Raw genomic sequence first — 22,542 nt, forward strand, 5'->3', positions numbered from 1 at the left:
GGATCAATCGCGGGTCATGAGCCGATGTAGAGCCGAATCAGACCAAGGAAGTTTCGCAGCTTCGCCACCTCTGTGGCCCGCACGGGGTCCGGGTTGAAGTGCATGACTTTGTTACGCACTTTACGTAGCTCGTCCAGCCGCTGGATGAACAGCCCCCGGTCCAACGGCCAGCCGAGCTGCGCCCAACAAGCGGCATTGTTGAGGACGGCCTGGTACTGCCCGATCGACATCGTGTCGAGGGATTTGAAGGAGAGCTTCGCATCTAGGCACGCCTGCTTGACCGTCTCCTCGTCGAAGCTGTTCACGATGAGTTGTCGTAGTTCCTGGTCGATTTCGCCGATGAGGAAGAACGGCGTTGCCGTCTCGTCGTACTTGCGAACCACGTCTGCAGCTGTGACGATCCCGCTGATCTTCCGCTGGTCGTCGCGAACGAAGATGAAGCCGTGCTGTTGCAGCGTGCCCAGCACGTCCAGCAGTCGCGTGTCGTAGTCGAAGACCCGATCGCGCGCCCGCCGGTCGATCGCGTCGCTGAAGGTGGCGGTCGGGTTCCGATGCTTCGCGGCGGCAATCGACTCCCACGACACCGAGCCGTAGATCTGGTGGGAATTTGCCAGGACGGCAACTTGCGAGTAGTCGTTGATCTGCATGGCGGTGATCGCCTCTTCGAAGGTCGCCGAGGGTGGCACCGAGACCAGTGACATCCTGTGCGGGAACAGATTCTCGAGCGTCAGGCCGATGTCGACGCCCTCTTCGCTCAGCTCACTGGCAGTTGCCTCGGCGGCGGCACCGGTTTCACCGGCCTCACCTTCGCTCTCCTTCTGCTCGGGCAGCATGACGACCCGGATGATCCGGTCGAGACTGACGGCCCGGAAATCGGGACTGGTGGTCAGGCCATGATTCGCCAGGTCAGCCTCGATCTGTGTAGTAGCCATTCGGTCGCGGTCCTCCAGGCCCCACAGTCCGATGAACTCTCGAACGGTGAACGACCGAGGTTGCCCGGATTCGGCCGCTGCCCGTGCCGCTTCCAGCGTCGCGAAGCGGTGGCGAACGACCTCAGCCTCTTCCTCGGACGTGTCCTGGTCCGCGCCGACCTCATTGGCGACGTCCTGCAGCAACTCCAGCCGTAGGCGGTGCAGGGTTGGACCGTTGCGTCCCACCTGCCAGGCCGACCACCCGGCCACCGCTCGCCGTCCGGCTACGGTTGCTCCGGCCCGGGAGGGAGTCGTGAACTCGCGACCGTCGGGCAGCCGGAGGCGCGCTCGATCGGTGACCATGGCCTGGTGCGGATCCTCCCCGATGCGCTGCTGGAAGAACAACTCGTCTCCGGGCTTCAGTAGGCCGGCGTCGATGAGGTCGGAGATGCGGACCCGGCGGCCGTCGAGTAGGTGCTTTCGCCGTGGACGAGACGAACTGTTCGACATCGCTTCTGCTCCAGGTCGAGGCTGAGGGCGGTGAGGGTAGACATGCCCGTGCGTCGTCTGCGTTATCGGCCCGCATGCCCATCGCTCGGACTCAGGTCGTCGCAGCGTAGGTGATGATCGACACCGCGCGGTGTCGCGAATCTGACTCATACGTGCTCCAGGCTGTCGGGCAGCTCAGAGCCGGTAAGGGGTGAAGTAGCATGCGGCGGTGATCCGCTCATGAGACCGACGATCGCCGCCGACACGCTGCGTCGGACCCTCACCCAGTACCTGACCACCACCTTCGGCCTGACCGAGGACGGCGTACGCCAGGGTCTGGAGGGTTTCCTCTCGCACCCGGAACAGGGCATCTTCCGTGGCCCGTACCTGCGGATCCGCACCCCCTTCCGCCCGGCGGCGGGGAACTGGCGCGCGAGCCTGGACTGGGCGCCAGCGGACTTCACCCCCTACCTGCACCAGGCGAACGCATTCGCCCGACTGTCGACGAAGGGCAAGGCGGCCGAGCCGACGCTGATCACCACCGGCACCGGGTCGGGCAAGACGGAGTCGTTCCTGATCCCGGTGCTCGACCACTGTCGGCGGCAGAGGCAGCAGGGGAAGGCCGGGGTCAAGGCGATCCTGCTCTACCCGATGAACGCCCTCGCGACCGACCAGACGCAGCGGATCAACGAGCTGCTGTCCGACCCGGCACTCAGCCAGGTGACCGCCGGTCTCTACATCGGCGACGTCGCGGCCATCGAGTACCCGCACGTCTTCACCAAGCGGTCGGAGATGCGCCGTACCCCTCCGGACATCCTGATCACCAACTACAAGATGCTGGACCTGCTGCTCCAGCGCGCCGACGACCTGCCGCTCTGGGAGGGCGCTGAGCCGGCGTACGTGGTGCTGGACGAATTCCATACCTACGACGGCGCGCAGGGCACCGACGTGGCGATGTTGCTGCGCCGGCTCGCCGCCGCGCTCGACCTCGACGAGCCGGAGCGGCCCCTCGGGCCGATCTGCCCGGTGGCAACCTCCGCCACGCTCGGTGAGGGCGGTGGCCGGGACGGTCGTACCGCGATCCGTGAGGTCGCCGAGCAGGTCTTCGGCATCCCCTTCGACCCCGGATCGCTGGTGGGGGAGGACCGGTACGAGGCCGGGGAGTTCATCGCCCGCCAGGACTTCAGCCTGCCGCTGCCTACCCCGGAGCAGCTCGCGGCCGTCGACGACCGCGACCCCGAGGCGATGATGGCCAAGGTCGCCGAGTTGGTCGTCGGCGAGCGCTGTCTCGACGCCCCGACGCGCCTTGGTGATCTGCTTCGTCAACATCCGTTGACGAAGGCGGTGCTCGACTCGCTCCAGGCCAGGCCGTGCACCCTCGACGAGATCATCGACGTGCTGCCCCGCAAGAACGCCACCGGCTGGGGCAGCGTGATGAAGACTCCGCACGAGATCACGGCGAAGGCTCTCGCCCGGTTCGTCGGTCTGCTTTCCGTCGCGCAGAACCCGGAAGCTCCCGGCCGCCCGCTGCTCAACATCGAAACCCACCTGTGGGTACGCGCGGTCTCCCGCCTGCTGCGCGGCACCTCCCACCAGGCCGCATTCGGCTGGTACGGCGAAGCGCCGCGTGAATTGGACCCGTACGCCGCCGACGCCGACGTGGTCGTGGCCGACAACCGCTACCCACGGTTGCCGGCCATCTACTGCCGGCACTGCGGCCGCTCCGGCTGGATGGCGTTGTCGCCGGAGAAGGACCCGCAGGAGCTGGAGACCGACCCCGACAAGATCTACCGAGCCAGCGTCGGTCGGGACAAGCGCAGGGTCCGCGCGTTGATCGCCGCAACCGGGGACGAGGTACGCCAGCGCTCCCGTGGCCTGCTGGTTCTGGAGTACGGCCGTCGGGTGCGCCCCTTCGACGAGCAGCGCGACCGCAAGCCCACCGACGACGCGATCGTCGTGCTCGGCGACGTTCTCGACATCGATGGTGCCGAGAAGGACCGCTGCCCGTCCTGCGAGTTGGACCACGGCGTCCGCTTCCTCGGCGCCGGCCTGGCGACCCTCGCCTCGGTGGCGATCACTCAGCTCTTCACCGGTGGGGAGCTCGACGAGGCCGAGAAGAAGACGCTGCTCTTCAACGACTCGGTCCAGGACGCCGCACACCGCGCCGGTTTCGTCGCCAACCGGTCCTACTCGTTCTCGCTGCGCTCCCTGCTCGCCAGCCGACTGACGTCGGGGGAGTCGATCGGGCTCGACGACCTTTTCGCCAAGATGATCGAGGCGGCGGCGCAGCCGGAGATCCTTTCCACCGTCGTGCCGCCGGACCTGCACGACCAGCCCGGTGTCGACAGCCTGCTCGCCGGTGAGCACAACGGCAGCCGGGAGACCTGGGAGCTGATCAGCGAGCGGCTCGTCTTCGCCACCGTGATGGAAACCGGTCTGCGTTCCCGCCAGGGCCGCACCCTGGAGTTGACCCGCAGCGTCGCCGTCGAGGTAGCCCTCGACGACCCCGCCGGAGCTGCCGCGATCTGCCGGGACGTCCATCTGACCGGGCCCGGCCACCTCGACGGAACGCCGCCGGACGACGCCCGCTACCTTGCCTTCCTCCGCGGCCTGCTGGAACGACTGCGTACCCGCGGTGCCGTTTACCACGAGTGGCTGGTGCCGTACCTGAAGCGCGGTGGCACCCGATGGCAGGTCTGGGGCGGTCGCCCCGCCGGCATGCCCGCGTTCCCGAAGGGGCTGTCCGCGCCCGCGTTCCTGCTCGCGACGCCGAAGTCCCGCTCGGAGTTCGACGTGATCACCGCGCGCGGCAACTGGTACCAGGACTGGACGTCGCGCTGCCTCGGCCTCGACCACGGCGAGGCGGCCGGCTTCCTCACCCGGCTGCTGCCGGCCCTTGCCGCCGCCGACGTGGTCGCCGCCGGCGACACCGAGGACGGCAACACGGTGTACGGGCTGATGCCCGGCCACCTACGGGTGACCCGGCTCGACGACGCGTCCGCTGCGGCGGCCGGGGTCGGCTGCGACACCTGCCACTGGGAGCAGACGGAGCATCCCGACCGAGTTGCCGACTGGATTGGCCAGCCGTGCCGCCAGTACCGCTGCCGAGGCCAACTGCAGGCCGTCCACGATGACACCGCTGCCGACGACTACTACCGGCGGCTCTACCTGGACAGCCCGGTGTTCCGGGTGGTCACCGGCGAACACACCGGCATGCTCACCCGCGCCCAGCGGGAGACGGTGGAGAAGCAGTTCCGCGACGGCGAGCGCTACACCGACCCGAACGTGCTCTCCTGTACGCCCACCCTGGAGATGGGCATCGACATCGGCGCCCTGTCGGCGGTGGTTCTGGCGTCGCTCCCGCATGGCCCGGCCAACTACGTTCAGCGGGCGGGTCGCGCCGGCCGCAAGAGCGGCAACGCGCTGGTGCTGACCCTGGTCGGGCGAACCGAGCGCGACCGCTACTACCTCACCGATCCGCGCGACATGATCGCCGGCCAGATCGTCCCGCCCGGCTGCTTCCTGTCCGCCGTGGAGATCCTGCGCCGCCAGTACCTCGCCCACCTGATTGACCTGGCCGCCCGTGGGCGCCTGGCCGGAGTGTTGCCGATGCCACGGCGGGCGCACGTGCTGTTCGGTCCGACCGGTTGGCTGACCGGCCTCGCCGAGGCTGGTCGTCGCGACGGTGGCCGGCTGGTGGAGGAGTTCCTGACCCTCTTCGGCGACAAGGTCCTGCGGGCCGCCGCCGATCAGCTGCGTGAGTTCGCGGTGGACGGCATCGTCCACCGGGTCAAGGAAGCCGACGAGGTCTGGGAGTCTCGGCTGGCCGACCTGCGCCGTCGAATGCAGGAACTCGCCACCGCCCGGAGCACGCTGGTGCCCAGCGACCCGGACCACGCCCGCGAGATCAAGATGCTGAAGGCGGAGGAGGGTGCGGTCCGTCGCCGGCTGCGCGAGGTCAGCGGGGCTGCCGCCCACAGCACCCTGGTCGAGTTCGGTCTGCTGCCGAACTACGCGCTCATCGACAACCGGACCGACCTGGAAGCCACCCTGACCTGGGAGGACAAGGCCGACGGCGACCGGCGGTTCCACAGCGAACTCCGCGAGTACGCGCGCCCCGCTCGCCAGGCGCTCGTCGAGATCGCCCCCGGCAACAGCTACTACGTGCGCGGCTACAAACACGAGATCTCGGGGCTCGACGTCGGCCCGGTGGACCGTCCGGCGTACGAGCAGTGGCGGATCTGTGCCCAGTGCGGCTACGTCCGTACCCACCTGGCGAAGGAGGACACCAGCGCCTGCCCGCGTTGTTTGGACCCGGGCATCGCCGACCACGGACGGCTGTTCCAGGTTCTCCAACCGACCCGGGTGCTCAGCCGCGACAAGCGCGACGACGCCCGCATCCGCGACGACAGTGACGACCGGGACCGGCGTTTCTACGCCACCACCGTCGCCGTCGACGTCGACCCGGCTAGGGTCGATTCGTCCTGGCGGCACGCCCATGACACCTTCGGTGTCGACTACAGCCGGCACGCGATGATCCGTCATTTCAACCTGGGCGCCCAGCGCTACGACCGGGCGGCTGAACTCTTCGCTGGCGAGGAGGTGCGGATCAACCGGTTCCACACCTGCACCTCCTGCGGGGGCACCACGGTCGACGGCGTTCCCGCCGTGAGCCAACAACTCGCCGCGGAGACCTCCGGGTCGACCGTCGCCAAGGGAGCCGAGCACCACCGGCCGTGGTGTCCCTACCGGCGCTCGCCGGCTGCCCCGGACGCCCATGTCGACCTGATCCTGGCCCACGAACTGGAAACCGAGGCGCTGCGCATCCTGATCCCCGCCGCGACCGCCGTGGTACAGGAGCGCGTCGCGTCGTTCGCCGCCGCCATCCGCCTCGGTATCGCCGCACAGTACGGCGGCGACCCCGCGCACCTGCAGGCCGTGTCGGCCACCATGCCGGACGGGCAGAGTGACGGGACGCGCAACTTCGTGGTCGTCTTCGACACTCAGCCGCAGGGCACCGGCTATCTGCACCGCCTCGCCAAGCCGGAGGAGTTCCGCGCCATCCTGGAACTGGCGCGGCAGCGGATCGCCGACTGTGTCTGCCGGCACGAAGGTAGGGCGGTGTGTCACCGCTGCCTCCTGCGGCACGCGCGTAACGAGCACTTCGCCCTGATGAGCCGCGACGAGGCGTTGGGCATGCTGGACAAGCTCCTCGACAACTGGGACGTCGAGGAGGGCACTCGCACGGACGAGATCTCGCTGATCCACCAGGTGGAGAGCGAGTTGGAGATGCGTTTCCTCACCAAACTGCTGGCCCTTGGCGAGACACCCGGCTCGGGCCTGAGAATCGATCGGCGAACCGACCACGACGGTGCCCGCATCGCCGACCTGCGGTTCGTCCGGGACAACGGTCAAAGCGTCACCCACTGGCAGATGAAGCTGCAGAACACCGTTAGAGGCACTCGTCCCGACGTCCACTTCAAGCGCCTTGACGCCCCGTCGCCCGAGGTGGCTGTCTACCTCGACGGATTCAAGTACCACGCCTCGTCCCAGTACAACCGGCTCGCGGACGACGCGGAGAAGCGGGCCCGGCTGCGGGCGCACGGTTATCTGGTCTTCGCCGCCACCTGGGACGACATCAAGACCTGGGGTAGCGCGGACGGGCTGGGGCAGTGGGCCCCGTACGGCGGGGTCAGTAAGCAGGCTGCCCGGGAGAGATATCGGCAGTTCCTCCCCGGCGCCGACCCGGATGAGCTCGAGGAGACCATCTGGGTCAATCCGATCGAGCAGCTGATGCGATTCCTCGCGAATCCCGACCTCACCCGTTGGCAGCGTCGTGCGGAAGCAACCTTGGCAGGCATGCTCAAGCAGGCTCGGGACAATACCGCCACCGACTCCAGCGGTGTGGCAGAGCGGCTGTTGGCTGCACTGCGCGGAGAGCCCTTGCCCAGGCCGACTGCAGGAAAAATCATGATCGCTCGCGCTCGGGACCACGCCGACTGCCCGGTGGCTATGGTCGTCGACGGGCGAAGCAAGCCTCTGCCGACGTGGTCGGCGCTGGCCGTCCTGGACGACCTGCCGGCTGCCGTGGCCGATGCGGGCCACAAGGAACGCTGGGCCGCGTGGCTGGCCTGGGGCAACGTCATCCAATTCCTCGGCAATGGTGGCGGCGACGCAGGTCAGCTCGCCGTGTCTACTCTTGACGCCTTCGAGCCGGCCTCGATGGCGGTCACCGAGGGCACCGGGCTCGTGCTGACTCAACGCGCACTGCCGCTCGACGAGGAGACGGCGACGTGGCTCGGCGTCGTGGCGCAGCCGGTGGCCGCCGAGCCCGAGACGCTCGGCAAGGAGTCGCCGTGGCGGGACGTCCTGCGTTACCTGGACCCGACCGAAGACACTCTGGACCATCTCGTCCAGCAGCTGGCCCGGCAGGATCTGCCCGCACCGGTCGTCGGCTACGAGCTGGGCGACCAGGGCTGGCAGGCCGAGCTGGCCTGGCCCGACCGGCGGATCGCCATCGTGCTCACCGGTCCCTCCGACGATCCGGAGACGGAGGACCGCGACCGGGCGTACGCGGAGGCGGGCTGGCACGCCCGTACCGCTCGGCAGTGGTCAGTTGACGAATTGGCCGCGGAAATCAGGGCGACGAGCGGGGGAGAACGTCGATGAGCACCGAAGCAACAACCCTGCGGATGCTGGACCGCGCCGACAAGGAGGTCATGAAGCTCACCCGCGCCGACATCGGCGCGGTGTACGAGTTCATGCACAAGTTCCGGCACAACCCGGAAAACCCGGGGCTGAACCTCAAGTCGCTCAACGGCGACTCCCGGCTGATGTCCGCGCGGGTGAACAAGGACTACCGTGCCCTGCTGCTGCACATCGCCGAACGCGACTACCTGCTCGTCGCGGTCAAGCACCGCGGCGAGGTGTACGACGACCTCACCCGCTACGCCTACCGGATCAACCGGATCACCGGTGGCATCGAGGTCGTCGACCTGGCGCCAGTCGGCGACAGCATCATCGGCCGGGTGGTCCCGCCCGAAGCCGAGCCGGAGCCCACGCAGAAGCCGCTCTTCGACACGTACACCGACGCGCAACTCCTGGAGCTCGGCGTGTCCGAGCCGCTGCTACCCCAGATCCGGAACCTCACCACCGAAGCCGAGCTGCTGGAACTGCTTGACCGGGCGCCGCAGCTCACCACCGACGTGCTCTTCGCGCTCTTCGACGGCACCCCGTACGACGAGGTGCTCCAGCAGGTCACCGACCCGGTCCGCGCCGACGAGCCGGTCGACCCGGAGGACTTCGAAGCTGCCGTGGAGCGGCCCGCCACCCAGGTGACCTCCGACGACGAGGCGCTGCAGGCGATGCTTGGCGAGGCATTCGAGCGGTGGCAAATCTTCCTCCACCCGACGCAGCGGAAGTTGGTGGAGAAGAAATACAACGGCCCTGCTCGTGTCGGCGGAGGGCCCGGCACCGGAAAGACCATCGTCGCCCTGCACCGGGTGGCGCACCTCGCCCGGCAGCTACCCCCGGGGGCCGACAAGCCCATCCTGCTCACCACCTTCAACCGCAACCTCGCCGCCGACCTGCGGACCCGCCTGATGGCCCTCGGTGGCCAGGAGCTCGTGTCGCGCGTCGACATCGTCAACATCGACCGGCTCGCCAGCCGGGTCGTGGCCGAGGCGAAGGCAGGTGGCAGCCGGCGGGTCGTCGACGACAACAAGGTCCCCGAGCTATGGGCCGAGTTCCTCGTCGAGACAGGCGAATCCGGCTGGGACGCGGAGTTCCTGTCCGCGGAGTGGACCCAGGTCATCCTCGGCCAGGTGCTCAACTCCCGCACCGACTACTTCAAGGCCCGCCGCCCCAACCGCGGTCGCAGCCTCAACCGAGTCGAACGGGACCAGATCTGGCAGCTGACCGAGCGGTTCACCACCTGGCTCGAGGGCCGTGGTCTCTGGACCTGGCGTCAGGTGGCCCAGCGGGCAGCACGCCTGGAGATGGACCGTGCGGCCGCCGCCGGCGCCACCGGAGAAACATCCGGCGGCTTCCACCGCCCGCGCTACCGCCACGTCGTCGTCGACGAGGCGCAGGATCTCAGCGCCGCCCACTGGAAGATGCTCCGTGCCATGGTCGCTCATGGCCCCGACGACATGTTCCTCACCGGGGACACCCACCAACGCATCTACGACAACCACGTCACGCTGAGCAGCCTCGGCGTCAACATCCGCGGTCGGTCCTCGCGGCTGACCTTGAGCTACCGCACCACCCGGCAGATCCTTGCCGACGCGTTGCAGATCATGACCGGTGAGGTCTACGACGACCTCGACGGCGGCGAGGAGGACCTGGCAGGCTACCGCTCGCTGCTGCGGGGCGGCCGGCCGACCTTCCGTGGGACGGCGACCTGGGCGCAGGAGCGCGACATGATCGTCGACCAACTGGCGACATGGGGAAACCCGACGAACGGCTCGGTCGCGATCTGTGTGCCCACCAAGGAATTGGCCGGCGACGTGATCGCACGTCTGCAGGCGGAGGGCCTGCCGGTCGTGGAGATCGGACCGGACGGGCCGAAGCAGCCGGATGGCATCCACGTCGGGACGATGCACCGGTTCAAGGGGCTGGAGTACCAGCGCATGATCATCGCTGGTGTGTCGGACGGGCTTGTGCCGCGTCAGATGATCAGCCGTTACCGGGACAGCGACCCCAAGCGTTACCAGCGCGAGCGCCAACGGGACCGGTCTCTGCTCTTCGTCGCCGCGACCCGCCCCCGGGACGAGCTGGTCGTGTTCTGGCACGGGACGCCAAGCCCGTTCCTCACCAGCCGGCTGGTTCAGCGACAGCTGATGTGACTGCCCGGCCTCCGCTGCAGCGCAGGCCGGTATGACGTATTGGGGGCGACGTGCAGGCGCGGGACCGTATCGGTGACCGGTACGAGCTGACATACCCGATCGGACGCGGCGGAATGGGCCAGGTCTGGGCGGGCTACGACGAGCGGCTCGACCGGCCGGTGGCGGTCAAGTTCCTGCGTCAGATGGAGGTACCGGAGGGCGAACGCGCTACTGCCGTGAAGCGGTTCCGGCGAGAGGCACGTGTCACGGCGCGGCTCGACCATCCCGGCGTACCTGTCATCCACGATCTGGGCGAGCACGGCGACGACCTGTACATCGTCATGCAGCTCATCCGGGGCTGTGTGCTGGCCGACCACATCGCCGAGCAGGAGCAGCTCGCCGTGGGCGAGGCGGCTTCGATCGCCGCCCAGATCAGTTCCGTGCTCGCCACCGCTCACGCTGCCTCCTTGGTGCACCGTGACCTCAAACCGCAGAACCTGATGATCACGCCCTCGGGTGCGGTCAAGGTCTTGGACTTTGGTGTCGCCGCCCTACTCAGTCCTGCGGAGGCGTCCCGCCTGACCGCCACCGGCCACACGCTGGGGACGCCGGCCTACATCGCGCCGGAGCAAGCCGCAGGTGATGCCGTCGGTCCTGCTGCGGACCTGTACGCGCTCGGATGCATCCTCTTCGAGATGCTTGCCGGAAGCCCACCGTACGAAGCCACGAATGCGCCGGACCTGCTGCGCCGGCACCTCCGGTCCCCGATTCCCATCGTCAGCGAGTACCGGCCCGATGTGCCAGATGATCTGGCGCACCTGATCTACTGCCTGCTCGGCAAGAAGCCGACCGACCGCCCCACAACAGCCGTCGAGGTGGGACGGCTCCTCGCGCCGTTCCTCGACGACAGGCCAGCCGCTGTCGGCAGGGCGGGTCGAACGGATACTCCGGTTTCCATGTGGCCAGGCCCGACGCTGACGCCGAGCAGCCACCACGATTTGACGACGTCGCACGACCGGGCACGGGAGTTGGCCGAAGAGGAGCGCTTCATGCAGGCCGTCGAGGTCCTGGAGCGCGCACTCAAGTCGGTACGCGACGCTCGCGGAGCGGACGACCCACAGGTTCTGGCGGTCCGGATCGACCTCGCCGATCTCCGTTTCCTCGCCGGGGACTATCGGATGGCTCGGGACGACTTCGAGGAACTGGCAAGCCATCTGGAGAAGTCAGGCGGCGATCAGAGTCTCGCTCAGCAGTGCCGCGAGCAGGCGCAGGCATGTCAGAGGGAGCTCGCCGAATAGCGATCCGCGCGCGACGCCGCACTTCAGCCGCAGTCCACGGGTGCGGCAGGTCCGCCCACCACTGCTGAAATGAAGGCAGACCACGTGGCGGGCTGGTAGATGAGGACGGGACCGGCCTGGTCCTTCGAGTCGCGAACGGCGACGATGCCCGGCAGGTTGGTGGCGACCTCGACGCAGTTGCCGCCGTTGCCGCCGCTGCGAGTGCTCTTGCGCCAGACGGCGCCGGTCAGGTCAGTCATGCCGCAGCTCCCCGATGATCCCCTTGATCATGTCGCTCGATTGTGCCTCATCGAGTGCTAGCGCATCGAGGCTCTTCCAGGCGGCCCGGTAGGCGGCCAACTCGTCGGGCTTGTCGAGGTACAGCGCTCCGGTCAGAGACTCGCTGTAGGCGACTGACGGCTCCGGTGCAGCCCGACCGCCTTTTGTGGCGGGGAAGTCGAGGACGACGAAGGAGCCGGCGACCGCGCCGGAATGCGGTCCGGCGGCGAAGGGCAGCACCCGCACGCTGACATTGGGCAGGCTGGCGACCTCCAGGAGTTGACCGAGCTGCCCGATCATCACGCCGGGGCCACCGACGGTGCGGCGGAGTACCGCCTCCGACAGGATCGCGTCGAGCTGCGGTGGCTGGGGTAGCCGTCGAGTGAGCAGTCCTTGGCGTTGCCGCCGTACTTCGACCGCCCGTTCGCGCTCCTCCTCGCTGAGCGAAGGGCGGTCGAGTCGGGCGAGTCCGAGGGCGTACTGGCGAGTCTGGAGCAGCCCGGGGATCAGCGTCTCCTCGTACTGCCTGAGATGCGCGGCGGCGGATTCCAGGCCGACGTACAGCTCGAACCAGCTCGGGACCGCATCCCCGTACGCGTGCCACCAGCCCTTGGACTTCGTCTCCGTGGCGAGCCCGCGCATCGCCTCGGTCATCTCGGCGGACACCCCGTACAGCTCGCACATCGCCTTGACGTCGAGGACCCGGACCGGGCCCATGCCGCATTCGATCCGCCAGATCTTCTGCCGGCTGTATTCGAGGGCCTCGGCGGCGGCGTCGAGGGTCACTCCCGCCTCGGTGCGGTACTGGCGCAGCAGCCGGCCGAGTTGCCGGCGCGGCACGGTCGATCCGACATCCTCGGTCACCCGGACACTCCCTGGTTCCGTCGCGCAACACTGCGTCACCTAGTCATGTAACAGCTATCGGTAGCAGCAAAGAAAGTCAATACATCTGGGAAGAATTCTGTCGTGGAACGTTGCCTCGATGCTGCGTGGCGTCACAGGATGACCACAAGCCCTGGTGTCGTACCGCTGATCGAAGCTGCGGCGGCAGGGCGGGGTGGCCCGTGCGTGCGGGGAGGCCGCACGGGCCACCCCTTCCAGTCCACGAGGGAGAGGCAGGCAGCAGATGAGCGTCCGCAACCAGCGACCGGGAGCGACCTACCGCTCCTCGGCGTACACCAGCCTGCTGCCGTGGCAGGTGCGTGAGCGGCGCTTCAAGTCGGTCGGGCTCGGACGCCGCGGCCTGGAACCGGCCGACGTGTACGACTTCCTCGACCGCGTCGCCGGCGACATGGCCACCGTCTACGCCGCCCTGGCCGCCAGCCGCCGGGAAGCCGCCGTGATCAAGGACGCGCTGCGCCGCTGGCAATCCGAGCAGGCCCGCGCCCGCGCCGACCGGGGAAACCAGGCATGACCCAGCGGTACGTCATCCACCTGCCCGTCGCCGCCGCCGACCTGCCGGCCGCGCAGCGGCTGGCCCGGGTGATCAGCCGGTGGCTGCTGGTGCTGCCGCAGACCGACCCGGGGGAGATCACCGTGTCGGAAGAGGACAACCAGCACGTACGTCACCGGGTCTTCTGTGACCTGCGGATGCCCGGCGGCCGGCGCTGCCTGCTTCGTGCCGACCACGACGGCGCCTGCTCTCGTCGCCTGCCCCGGTGAGGGGAGACGGCCGGTCCTGGCGCCCAGTGGTAGCCGACGATCCGCCGGCTCCGGTCCCCGCTGCGCCTGGCTGTGGGTGCTGTCCGGGCTACGGCCGCCGAACAAAGTTCGTCTGGCAGGCCAGCATGCGACTTGCGCGACTGATCCGGGCCTGCGCTGAATCGCCATGCGGTAGGCCGATGACCACGTGGATATCGTCGCCACGCTGGTGCGCGAGGGCGGGCGAAGCAACTGAATGCGCAACGACCACCCGCGCTGCGTCAAGGCCACCCACCACGTCGCTCGCCGCTAAAATGTAAACAGACGGATCCCGCCGGCTGATCGGACCGCCCACCGCCGTCCCCACGCGGCCGAGGTCAGCAAGCGCTGCCCGGCGGTGAGCCGCCCCGGGTCGCCCGGCCGGACCCGGATGACGACCGCATCGTGACGCCTGTTCCGCTCGCCCAGGCGAACGGGCTGGTCGAACTGCACTGGCGGAGCCCCACCGAGGATCCCCATACCAGGAAGTGCCCGGACTGCGGCGCCGACGGCACCTGCCCCCGGGCGGCCTGGGCCGACTCGATCATAGTGCGCTGCCTGCGGAAGTACTGGCGGTGAACGTCTTCGACCTGTCGCCCGCGCAGATCCGTAACCGGCTGATCCTGCGGGCGCGGCGGGCGGCGCTGGCTGCCGGGGCCGGACCGCAGCCGCCGGCACGCTCGCATAGTCACGTCGAGGCGGTGCGGGCGGCGGTAGCCCGGGTGCCGGTCGTTCCGCGAGTGTCCGTCGCTGCCGGGGACGTGGTCCAGCTCGCCGAGTCCGACTACCGGTACGCGGACGGTCCACTCCGGCTCCGGATCGTCCGGGTCCGGCCGGACCTCAGCGAGTGGTACGACGGCGAGTGGTGTGGCTCGAAGGCATCGACATCAGCCCGGACGGCCAGGATGCTGCGTTCCGCCCGGTGCTGGCCCGGGTCGCCGCGCTGCGGCCGGACGGGGGTGAAAGCCGAACGTCGGCGCGCGGTATCCATGACACAGGCCGGCGGTTCTTGAACCATGGCAGGGCCTCGTGGGAGGGTCCGCACATGCTGGAGCAACACCTGCCCGCAGGACATGCGGCATGAGGCTGCTCCGCCGGCGACGGCACCTCAACCGCAACGAGTGCACGGCGATCATCGGGGCGGCGGCGACGCTTGCTTCGATCTTCGACATCACGTGGAAGGTCGCAGACAACGTGCCGGGCCAGAGCCTGGTGACGCTGGCCGGCAGCCTCGTCGAGGCCCGCCGGGACGGCCGCACGTTCCTTCTTCCCGAGGATGCGCGAGGCTGGTTCGACCTGAGCTTCGACATACCGGACACCGCGTATCCTCTGGCCCTGATCCGCGTGTGGTCGGTCGCCGCGGCCCAGGCAGCGGACGGCGACGCCTCGAACGGGGGCCACGTGTCGGTCGCGATGTGGCATCTGCGCCACCTTCTGCCGCGGTCGGCGCACCACGCGCTCGCCGACATCGAGCACGCCTTCGCGCAGTTCGATTCGCCGGCACACACGGACGCGCAGGTCGGCTGATCAGGCTCACCCGATGTCCGAGGGTTGCCGCCTGGCGGCTCTCTCCAGGTGCATCAACAGCAGGAAGGGCTTGGCGCGCTGGGCTGCCTTTCGCCAGGTGAGTGCTCGGAGGCCGTACTTGAAGACGACCGTCGACGGCACAGTGGCGCCGAGGACATCCCACACCACCTCCTGCGCGACCTGACCAGCGACGCGGGGCCGGGCGAACTCCGCGATTGTCTCGCGGTAGCGACGGGTCAACTCACGCGCCGTCGCCTCCGGTGTCAGGACCGGGTCGAGGCCCCGCGACAACGCGAGCAACGACTCGTCCAGCAGGCTCCGGAAGCCTGCGTTGTAGCGGCGTGACTCGACGATCTGGTCGACGCTGAGCTGGTCGAGTGAGCCGATCTGAAGCTGCCCCAGCACCTCCCGGACCACCGCGGCCTCGAAGCGTTGCGGTTGCGGCTGACCGAGGCTCCGCGTGAGCTGGGCCTTCACCGCCGGGTTGGACAGCATGCCGTCCTGTCGCAGCTCCGAGGAGATCACGAGGGAGGCCATGTGGTTGCGCAGGCTCACGATCTCCGCCGCACCCTGCCGCAGCGTGCGCGTGTCGGTTTCGGTCCGGCGGTACGCCTCTTCCCGGATCGCCCGCATCACCTCGTCCATCCGGGTCAGGCTCTCGCGCATCTGTCCTTGCGCGATGACCAGGTCAGCGCGGCGTCCCCGCTTCGCGCTTTGACCGAAGCGCACCCTGCCACCGTCGTCGACCTCGTACTCGTGGCCCCAGAGCCCCAGGAGCCCAGCCTCCCGCAGTTCGTCGACACGCCGGTTGATCTCGGCGGCGCGCTCCCGGTATGCGGCCGAGACCTCGAAGGAGGCCCGCAGCACGACGCGGTCGGAGAAGAACACGACCGACTGCAGCACCTTGTCGATGGTGTGCGTGTCGACCAGACCGCTGTCCAGCAAGGTGAGCGACCGTGTCATCGTGCCCCCGCCAGATAGGTGAGGTAGTCCACCTCGTATAGGTGCATGCTCCACGAGTGGTAACAGACCTTGCTGCCGCGCAGCCCGAGAGCAAGGGCGGCGTCGGAGATCAGCTGCGCGAAGGTCAACAACTCGGGCACGAACCCGACCCAGATGTCGACGCTTCGGGCGGTGAGGAAGAGAACGAGGTCGTCGCCGACGATCCGGAGGGCACCACCGACCGGCGACACCGGGAAGCGGCCGCCCAGGTCCTCCTCCGGCCGCCACATGGAGAAGACTGCCGACCTGCTGTGCTCGTCCTGCCGAAGCATTTCGGTGGCCTGCTCGAACTGGTCGATCGGCGAGCCGTCCGCCGCGACCCAACCCCGCAGCCGCTGGTAGAGCAGCGACGATTCCCGCTGCTCGCCGAAGATCCGGTCGCGATAGTCCTTGATCAGTTCCGGGTACAGGTAGTCCCGCGGTGGGGTCAGGTCTGCCGGGTTTTTCAGCCAGACGGTAAGACCCGGGATGTCGAAACAGATCCCGTGCCGCGTCGCGACCCGCGCCGGCTGGCCTTGGGAGAAAACCGAAAGCACGTCGTGCCAGCCGGACGCGACGGTAGCTACCTCAAGCTCCACGCGATGGTCCCCCTGATGATTTTCGCGTCACCGACGCCGCCCTCCGTCTCATTTGCCGCTGGATGGGCTCACCAGACGCCCGCTGCCTCGCAAAGCTCGGCAGGGGCAGCACCGGCAGCGTCGGCAGGTCGATCAGCGTTCCCCCGCTGAATAACGGGGTACGCGTCACGACGCACACATCGGTGGCCAGAAGAGGCACCTCCACGTCGAGTCCGTTCGCGGCCAGGGTCTCGCCTGACGTCACGAGCAACACTCCGGCGCCGCTGTCGTCGGCGCGGATGACGCCCTCGGTGGCCCCGTGCAGCCGCACGATTCGCATCGGTCGTAGGTCCGCGCACGCGGCGAGCCAGGCTCGGGTGATGGCCGGATACTCGGTGTAGATCGTGCGCGGCTTCCGGCCGGCGACCGTGCAGTAGGTGACGAATGACGTCCGGGCTGGCGGCAGCGCGTGGAGAATGAGCGGCTGGTCGTTCGCGAGACACCATTCGACGCATACGTCGTAGCCGGTGATGCCGATGTCGACGGCTCCTGAGGCCACAAGTTCCGGTATGTCGAAGCCCCGGCAATGAACGAGCGAATCCGCGCTCATGCGGCGCCACAGCGACCTCGGGTGAACTTCCTCCAAGCCGGCGAAGCGGCTTGCGACGATGTCGGCGACCGGGCCGTACAGTCGGCTTGAGGGACTGGGCACCGCTACGATCACTGCGACCTGCCCGCCGCATCGGCCCTGGTCACCGATCGCACTCCGGTGCCGATGGCTTCGACCGGGACAACCGCGTCGACCAGCGCCCGGAGCGCGAACTCCGCGGGCCGCTCCGAGAACAACACCACCTTGCCCTGCCCCACCGCGTAGCCGACCTCGATGCACACACTGACGCCGGCATATCCACCGTTGGCCACGACAAAGATCGCATCCGACCTCGCGATCTTCGCGAGGAAGTCACGCGTGAGCTGGATCTTGTCCGGCTCGTCGACCCGCACATGCTGCTCGTTGAAGTCGTAGCGCGGGGTGTAGACGGTCATGCCCAGGTCGCGGAGTGCTGCCTCGGCAAGCTGAGCTGTGTCGTAAAACTTGGAACTGCTGCATATCGTGACTGCCTCGATCTCCGGCATCGATCCTCCAAAGCGTGCCGTCGGTATCCGTGCTCAAGTGAGCGGTACCAGATGTCGGGGTTCCTCGAGATACCCGACACCGATGTGCCGCCGCAAAATCCTCTCCCACACCATCGAAGGCGCTTCGGACTCGGCCGGTCGAGGCAGCCTGCGGCGGTCCGCCAGCGCGGGATAGTCGAGGTGAAAGGGACGCACCGCGAGTCGCCGGGGGAGCCCCGGGCTGATCCGGGCCAACGCGTGGAAGCTCATGTCGAGTTGTTCCGCGGTCCAGTCGTTGGCGCCGACCGCCGGAAACAGATCGAAGCCAAGCTCGAGCGCCAGGACGATCCCGTCGCGGATGGCGGGCCAGTCGCCGCTGCCGGGCGGGTGATGGAGCGTCGCGTGCACCTTGACGTGCCGCAGCTCCTCGCGCTCGACTGCGGAAAGCCGAGGTCCGCTCTGCTGCCACGCGTACGGCAGGGCGGAGAGGTTCGACTCCACCTTGAGGACGACGGAGCCGAGCAGGCCCCGCGCCGCCACGGCACGGTAGATTTCGATCACGAGGGAGGGGGCAAGCAGCGGCTCGCCGCCGCTGACGCGCAACAGGCTGAGCTGCCGACCGGCAGCCTGAGCCGTGCGCCTGAGTGACACGAACTCGTCCGCCACCTCGTCGGCATTGGTAAGGAAGGCGTCCCGACCGGCCAGATGGCGGTAGTCGACGTAGCAGTAGGAACAGCGGAAGTTGCACGCGGCGACGTGCGTGATGGCCGCCAGATTGTGCTCCGACCAGTGCCCTCCGAGCTCCGCCGCCACTGTCACCGGGCTGTCGGACAGATTGGCCACATGCCGCAATCCCGCGAACTCAGGCAGAGAGGTAGGCAAGCGCATCCGCTCCCGCCGCACCGGCGTGAAGAAGCGGAACTGCCGGCTCTGCACGCCGCCGAGGTCTGTCTTGCGAAGGTCGGTGAAGGCGTAGTCGCCTCCGCCGACATTTACGGTCCGGTGCGCTCTGGGCAGTATCGGCCGTTCCTTCGGCTCGGCAGGGAACGCGTTGCTGACCACTCAGCCCTCCATCTGGGAGTGTTGGACAGCTTGCTCGTCATGTTCATCGACGAGCCATCGACTGTGAAGGTGCTTCGCAGGACCGTGTAATCCGGAGGTAGGTGAAGTGTCCATCAACCGAGCATCTCCAGGACGATGGCCTCGATCTCCGGCGTGGCCGGGTGCTGCGCGAGTTCGGCTCGAACCCGCCGACGCATTGTCACGAAGTTCCGGCCCTCCTCGAGGTTGAGCCCGGCCACGATCTGACACTGCTCCTGGCCGAGTTCCGCGAGCCGTTGGTGCCGCTGGTCCGTGTCGTCGTATCGAGGGATGGGTAGTTTCCACACGTGTTTGTCGATGTGCCGTTCGTCCTTGCCATAGGACATCAACGGACGGGCGAGCGCGGTGAGGGCGGGGCTGTTCAGGATCGCGCTGAGGTAGTGGCCTTCCGCTTGGCTGTCGATCGGGCAGTAGTAGAGCCCATGCTCGATGACTGCGGCCGGGTCGTCGACGATAGCGGCGGCGACGTGCATCCCGGAGGCCGAGTAGGCCAACCGGAGAGGCGGTGCGGGGAACTGCGCGGTCAGCTTGTGCCGGAAGTCGAGCTGCTCGGCCAGGGTGAGGCGCGTGCTGCTGCGGTGCGCCTCCCAGGTGGCTTCGGCCGTCCGCCACCATTCGGCGAGACCGAAGTAGTAGTCGATTCGCGATCCAGGTCCGGTCATCAGCGTGGAACCGTCGAGCGGCAACACCGCCTTCTTCGCTGGCAAGATCCGGTACGGCAGCAGGCTCTCGCCGAGGAGCACAGGTCGGATGAACTCGGATTCCACGACGCCTTCGAGCGAGGGCAGCTCCTTCCACGGGGCCTTCTCCAAGTTGCTGCGCGCCGAGCGAACGGCGTGGCGGCCGGCCCCGAGGCCGAGCCGCCCGCCGGAATCCGTGTCCACGAAGAACAGCAGCTTCGGCACGATCGTGGCGCCCTGGGTGAACCGTGGCTTGTACGGCGACTCGGTCAGGGCCGATCCGCCGGCGACCAGATCGGCTGTCTCCCGGGCGATGAGAGGTTCGACCTGCTGCCACGACTTTGCGTCCGTCGGCACGCGTCCCGTCCAACGCTCCGTCACTGAAGGCAGGCGTCGGTAGGTGCTCAGCGCTGCTCGGTCGCCGAAGACGACGCCGGCGCCGCGCGGAAAGAGATGGGGGCGTAGGCGTCGCAGGTCCCAGGACCCGGTGAAGGCGACGGCGGTTGGCTCGGCGGTGTCCTCGTACCATCCCCTGCGGAAGCCCTCGAAGTACTCCCGATCGAGCACCGAGTTCGGCAGGACGAAGGCGAACGAGCCGTCGTCGCGAAGGTACTGCTGGACCGCTCGGGTCACGAAGAGAGCTGAGAGGTCCTGGTTGGTGGCGAACTCCCGGCCGTGCCACAGCCCGCGGTCTCGGGAGAGCTCCCTGAACCGGGTCTGCATGTCCCGAGGCATGTGGCGGTACGAGAGCCACGGCGGGTTGCCGATCAGGATGTCCACCCGGTTGTCGTCCATCGCTAGCCAGACCGGCCGGGCCAGGTTACGCAGGTAGTAGCTCCAGATGTGGTCGCGGCCCTCGTCGTGCAGTCGGCACATCGCCTCGAAGGTGCCGCGGATCATCGGCTGGTCGTCTGGCCCGATCCTCATGTGGTGGAAGAACGCCGCCAGCGATGGCGGGTTGTCGGGATCTCGCGGCTTTGCCGCGATGGTGGCGAGCCCCGCGACGATCTGGTCGAAACGGCTCGGCTCATCGAGCAGGCTCTTCGGGAAGCGCAGCCACTCCTCGACCTCGCTGGCGTTGTAGCCGGCACTGATCCGTACGTGATCCTCGGTGAAAAGGTCGCGGCGTTCCCGCCACTGCATGCTGTCGCCGAGGTAGACCGGGATGGTGATGGCGTCCCGTTGATCGGTGAGCCGCTGGTGGCCGATGGCGAGGAGGTAGGTTACGCGCGCGAGCGCCACGGCGACCGGGTGCAGGTCGACGCCGACCACGTGGTGGGTGAGTTGCGTCAGCGCGGCGTCCAGCGGCACGGCCGCCGTCTCGGCGGCGGCGAGGTACCGGCGTACGGCGTGAAAGAGGAAGGTGCCGGAGCCGCAGGCGGGGTCCAGCACCCGTTGCCGCAGCGGATCGGTGACGACGGTGTCGACGAGGTGCTCGGCGAGCCAGTCGGGCGTGTAGTACTCGCCCATCCGCTTGCGCGTCTCGGTGCCGATCATCGACTCGTAGAGCACCTTGAGGATGTCGTGGTCGGCCTGAAGCCAGTCGAACCGGGCCAGTCGCCGGGTGAGTCCCTGGATGAGCTCGCGACCGCCGGGTACCTCCGTGGTCCAGCCGAAGAAGTCGTGCTCGACCACGCCCAGGATGCGGGCCTTGTCGAACCGTTGCCCGGTGATGAGGTCGTGTGGCTGCAACTCCAGGGCGTCGATGCCGACGACCAGGTGCGCGATGATGTACGCGCTGTTCATCAGCAGGGTGTGCTCGACGAACAGATCCGAATCGTCGACGAACTGGGTGCCTAGGGCGCTGTCCAGCAGCTCCGCCCACAGCTTCCGCTTCAACTTTACGGTCGGCAACTGCTCGTGCTCTGCGTAGAGGGCGGCGAGTGCGGCGCGGTCCAGCTTGTGGGAGGTGCTGTGTGCGCCGAGGCGGCGTGCCACCTCGGCGGGAGCCGGCCGGACCCGTTGGCTCGTCGCCAGTACGCCTTCCAGCCAGTAGAAGAGGGGCATGCCGTCAGGGCGTGTGGCCGCCAATGTGTGGGTGTCGATGAGGGTCAGCGCGTCGCCGGTCAGCTGGTACGCACGCCAGGTGGCGCCATCGGTCAGGATGCCGACGTATCGCTGGCCGCTCTTCATGCTGCGCGACCGAACGTAGCCGCCGAGCTGCCGCTCGGCCTCCAGCAGCGGGCGCCCGTTCTGGAGTCGTCGCTTGACCTCGATGACGGTGTAGCCGACTTCGATGTCGATGCGTCGGCCGCCGCCGGCCGGGGCTTCGAGGTCGACGTCGTCGAGGTGGTCGTGGGAGAGTCCGAAGTCACCGGCCAGCAGAAGCTGGCGGATGTCGGCCTGCAGGGTTGCTTCGCTGCGGGCGGCGCGCCGATCGGCGATCCGCGCCAGGAGGGGCTGCAGTGACGGGGGGAAGCCGTCGGGCGCGCGTACCTGAGGCCGGGGTGCTGAGCGGCGGCTCCGGCTTCCATCTGGCGTACCGTCCGAGCGGGCCATACATCAGTGTGGATATTGAACGTCGCCGAATCCAAGAGGCTGCGAATCGCTGTCGGATTATGGACAGCTCACGCGCGGTGACCGACCGGGCTGCCAGGACCCGGTAGCTTCGGTTCGCGTCAGCGCTGCCGACGGCGTCCAACCCGACACATCAGTAGCCGGTAGGGCCGCACCCACCGCCTCGACCGACCATGCAGGAGGCCGCCGTGCCGCAGCTTGCCTTGGCCAACAGCTTCTGGCAGAGCCACGACGTCCTGGAGAAGCCGGTCCAAGGCCGGCGTACGCAAGGCGATGGAAAAGTTTCAGCAGCTCAGCATCGCCGAGCTGCACGCCGACAAGGGCCTGCACCTGGAGTCGGTGAACAACGCGCGGGATCCGCGGATGCGGACGATCCGGGCCACCGACTTCTGGCGCGGGGTGGTGGTGCTGGCACCCGACGACGGCAGCGACAGGTTCCTGCTGCTTAGAGCGACCGGCAGTAGGTCTGGGATCTGGGCAGACGGGACTCCTGGGTAGTGACAGGCACGGGGCCATTGATCATCGGAGTTCTCTACGCTTCGTGACCGATGGAGTCCCGTGCCTGCGCTGCCATCTTCGTTGTT

The 22,542-nt window shown here is 68.2% G+C and carries 18 protein-coding genes; 9 read left to right on the plus strand and 9 right to left on the minus strand.

Annotation, left to right across the window (positions count from 1 at the left end):
- Positions 1-14 precede the first annotated feature (14 nt).
- On the minus strand, positions 15-1,421 hold the full coding sequence (locus tag AB0G14_RS25920; protein ID WP_357701597.1) for a CBS domain-containing protein: 1,407 nt from the start codon (positions 1,419-1,421) through the stop codon (positions 15-17).
- A 219-nt stretch (positions 1,422-1,640) separates the two neighbouring features.
- Between AB0G14_RS25920 and AB0G14_RS25925 the strand changes: the two genes are divergently transcribed.
- The 3 genes from AB0G14_RS25925 to AB0G14_RS25935 are packed head-to-tail and all read left to right on the plus strand — an operon-like array spanning position 1,641 to position 11,523.
- Positions 1,641-8,069 (plus strand): DEAD/DEAH box helicase, encoded by a 6,429-nt coding sequence (locus AB0G14_RS25925; RefSeq protein WP_357701599.1) that lies wholly within the window; start codon positions 1,641-1,643, stop codon positions 8,067-8,069.
- Positions 8,066-10,246 carry a UvrD-helicase domain-containing protein gene (locus AB0G14_RS25930; RefSeq protein WP_357701601.1) on the plus strand — a complete coding sequence of 727 codons (2,181 nt, stop codon included), beginning with the start codon at positions 8,066-8,068 and terminating at the stop codon, positions 10,244-10,246. The genes AB0G14_RS25925 and AB0G14_RS25930 overlap by 4 nt, the downstream gene beginning before the upstream one ends.
- A gap of 50 nt (positions 10,247-10,296) precedes the next feature.
- On the plus strand, positions 10,297-11,523 hold the full coding sequence (locus AB0G14_RS25935; RefSeq protein ID WP_357701603.1) for a serine/threonine-protein kinase: 1,227 nt from the start codon (positions 10,297-10,299) through the stop codon (positions 11,521-11,523).
- 23 nt (positions 11,524-11,546) lie between these two features.
- Here AB0G14_RS25935 and AB0G14_RS25940 read toward each other — a convergent pair whose 3' ends face one another.
- Together AB0G14_RS25940 and AB0G14_RS25945 are read right to left on the minus strand one after the other, a co-directional pair.
- The gene (locus tag AB0G14_RS25940) at positions 11,547-11,762 is read right to left on the minus strand and encodes a DUF397 domain-containing protein (protein WP_357701605.1); all 216 of its coding nucleotides are present in this window, start codon (positions 11,760-11,762) and stop codon (positions 11,547-11,549) included.
- The gene (locus AB0G14_RS25945) at positions 11,755-12,645 is read right to left on the minus strand and encodes a helix-turn-helix transcriptional regulator (protein WP_357701607.1); all 891 of its coding nucleotides are present in this window, start codon (positions 12,643-12,645) and stop codon (positions 11,755-11,757) included. Before AB0G14_RS25945 ends, AB0G14_RS25940 begins: the two co-directional genes overlap by 8 nt.
- Before the next feature lie 262 nt (positions 12,646-12,907).
- Between AB0G14_RS25945 and AB0G14_RS25950 the strand changes: the two genes are divergently transcribed.
- The 4 genes from AB0G14_RS25950 to AB0G14_RS25965 all read left to right on the plus strand — a co-directional run bounded on the left by AB0G14_RS25950 (position 12,908) and on the right by AB0G14_RS25965 (position 14,988).
- The gene (locus tag AB0G14_RS25950; protein WP_357701609.1) at positions 12,908-13,195 is read left to right on the plus strand and encodes a DivIVA domain-containing protein; all 288 of its coding nucleotides are present in this window, start codon (positions 12,908-12,910) and stop codon (positions 13,193-13,195) included.
- Positions 13,192-13,443: a hypothetical protein gene (locus AB0G14_RS25955; protein ID WP_357701611.1), complete on the plus strand. Its 252-nt coding sequence runs from the start codon at positions 13,192-13,194 to the stop codon at positions 13,441-13,443. Before AB0G14_RS25950 ends, AB0G14_RS25955 begins: the two co-directional genes overlap by 4 nt.
- A gap of 423 nt (positions 13,444-13,866) precedes the next feature.
- Positions 13,867-14,040: a hypothetical protein gene (locus AB0G14_RS25960; protein ID WP_357701613.1), complete on the plus strand. Its 174-nt coding sequence runs from the start codon at positions 13,867-13,869 to the stop codon at positions 14,038-14,040.
- A 501-nt stretch (positions 14,041-14,541) separates the two neighbouring features.
- The gene (locus AB0G14_RS25965) at positions 14,542-14,988 is read left to right on the plus strand and encodes a hypothetical protein (RefSeq protein ID WP_357701615.1); all 447 of its coding nucleotides are present in this window, start codon (positions 14,542-14,544) and stop codon (positions 14,986-14,988) included.
- Between the two features lie 6 nt (positions 14,989-14,994).
- Here the strand turns inward: AB0G14_RS25965 and AB0G14_RS25970 are convergent, their stop codons facing one another.
- The 6 genes from AB0G14_RS25970 to AB0G14_RS25995 form a co-directional block, all read right to left on the minus strand.
- Positions 14,995-15,891, minus strand: coding sequence for a hypothetical protein (locus AB0G14_RS25970; RefSeq protein WP_357701617.1), 897 nt, complete (start codon positions 15,889-15,891; stop codon positions 14,995-14,997).
- Between the two features lie 56 nt (positions 15,892-15,947).
- Positions 15,948-16,568 (minus strand): thymidylate synthase, encoded by a 621-nt coding sequence (locus AB0G14_RS25975; protein WP_357701619.1) that lies wholly within the window; start codon positions 16,566-16,568, stop codon positions 15,948-15,950.
- A complete protein-coding gene (locus AB0G14_RS25980) occupies positions 16,558-17,271 on the minus strand; it encodes a hypothetical protein (protein ID WP_357701621.1) in 714 nt (237 codons plus the stop codon). Before AB0G14_RS25980 ends, AB0G14_RS25975 begins: the two co-directional genes overlap by 11 nt.
- Positions 17,268-17,681 carry a hypothetical protein gene (locus AB0G14_RS25985; RefSeq protein WP_357701623.1) on the minus strand — a complete coding sequence of 138 codons (414 nt, stop codon included), beginning with the start codon at positions 17,679-17,681 and terminating at the stop codon, positions 17,268-17,270. Before AB0G14_RS25985 ends, AB0G14_RS25980 begins: the two co-directional genes overlap by 4 nt.
- 33 nt (positions 17,682-17,714) lie before the next feature.
- The gene (locus AB0G14_RS25990; RefSeq protein ID WP_357701625.1) at positions 17,715-18,722 is read right to left on the minus strand and encodes a hypothetical protein; all 1,008 of its coding nucleotides are present in this window, start codon (positions 18,720-18,722) and stop codon (positions 17,715-17,717) included.
- A gap of 113 nt (positions 18,723-18,835) precedes the next feature.
- Positions 18,836-21,448: an N-6 DNA methylase gene (locus AB0G14_RS25995; RefSeq protein WP_357701627.1), complete on the minus strand. Its 2,613-nt coding sequence runs from the start codon at positions 21,446-21,448 to the stop codon at positions 18,836-18,838.
- A 27-nt stretch (positions 21,449-21,475) separates the two neighbouring features.
- On the opposite strand from AB0G14_RS25995, the gene AB0G14_RS26000 reads away from it, so the two are divergent.
- A complete protein-coding gene (locus AB0G14_RS26000; protein ID WP_357701629.1) occupies positions 21,476-21,850 on the plus strand; it encodes a hypothetical protein in 375 nt (124 codons plus the stop codon).
- 381 nt (positions 21,851-22,231) lie between these two features.
- A complete protein-coding gene (locus tag AB0G14_RS26005) occupies positions 22,232-22,456 on the plus strand; it encodes a hypothetical protein (protein ID WP_357701631.1) in 225 nt (74 codons plus the stop codon).
- The last annotated feature ends 86 nt before the right edge of the window (positions 22,457-22,542 follow it).

It is taken from the genome of Micromonospora sp. NPDC023814, assembly GCF_040639595.1.
Classification (GTDB): Bacteria; Actinomycetota; Actinomycetes; order Mycobacteriales; family Micromonosporaceae; genus Micromonospora.

Excerpts from the sequence above, each read along its gene's own strand:
- AB0G14_RS25920 (WP_357701597.1), bottom strand. The coding sequence starts at position 1,421 with ATGTCGAACAGTTCGTCTCGTCCACGGCGAAAGCACCTACTCGACGGC.
- AB0G14_RS25925 (WP_357701599.1), top strand. The coding sequence starts at position 1,641 with ATGAGACCGACGATCGCCGCCGACACGCTGCGTCGGACCCTCACCCAG.
- AB0G14_RS25930 (WP_357701601.1), top strand. The coding sequence starts at position 8,066 with ATGAGCACCGAAGCAACAACCCTGCGGATGCTGGACCGCGCCGACAAG.
- AB0G14_RS25940 (WP_357701605.1), bottom strand. The coding sequence starts at position 11,762 with ATGACTGACCTGACCGGCGCCGTCTGGCGCAAGAGCACTCGCAGCGGC.
- AB0G14_RS25950 (WP_357701609.1), top strand. The coding sequence starts at position 12,908 with ATGAGCGTCCGCAACCAGCGACCGGGAGCGACCTACCGCTCCTCGGCG.
- AB0G14_RS25955 (WP_357701611.1), top strand. The coding sequence starts at position 13,192 with ATGACCCAGCGGTACGTCATCCACCTGCCCGTCGCCGCCGCCGACCTG.
- AB0G14_RS25965 (WP_357701615.1), top strand. The coding sequence starts at position 14,542 with ATGAGGCTGCTCCGCCGGCGACGGCACCTCAACCGCAACGAGTGCACG.
- AB0G14_RS25985 (WP_357701623.1), bottom strand. The coding sequence starts at position 17,681 with ATGCCGGAGATCGAGGCAGTCACGATATGCAGCAGTTCCAAGTTTTAC.
- AB0G14_RS25995 (WP_357701627.1), bottom strand. The coding sequence starts at position 21,448 with ATGCCCCTCTTCTACTGGCTGGAAGGCGTACTGGCGACGAGCCAACGG.
- AB0G14_RS26005 (WP_357701631.1), top strand. The coding sequence starts at position 22,232 with ATGGAAAAGTTTCAGCAGCTCAGCATCGCCGAGCTGCACGCCGACAAG.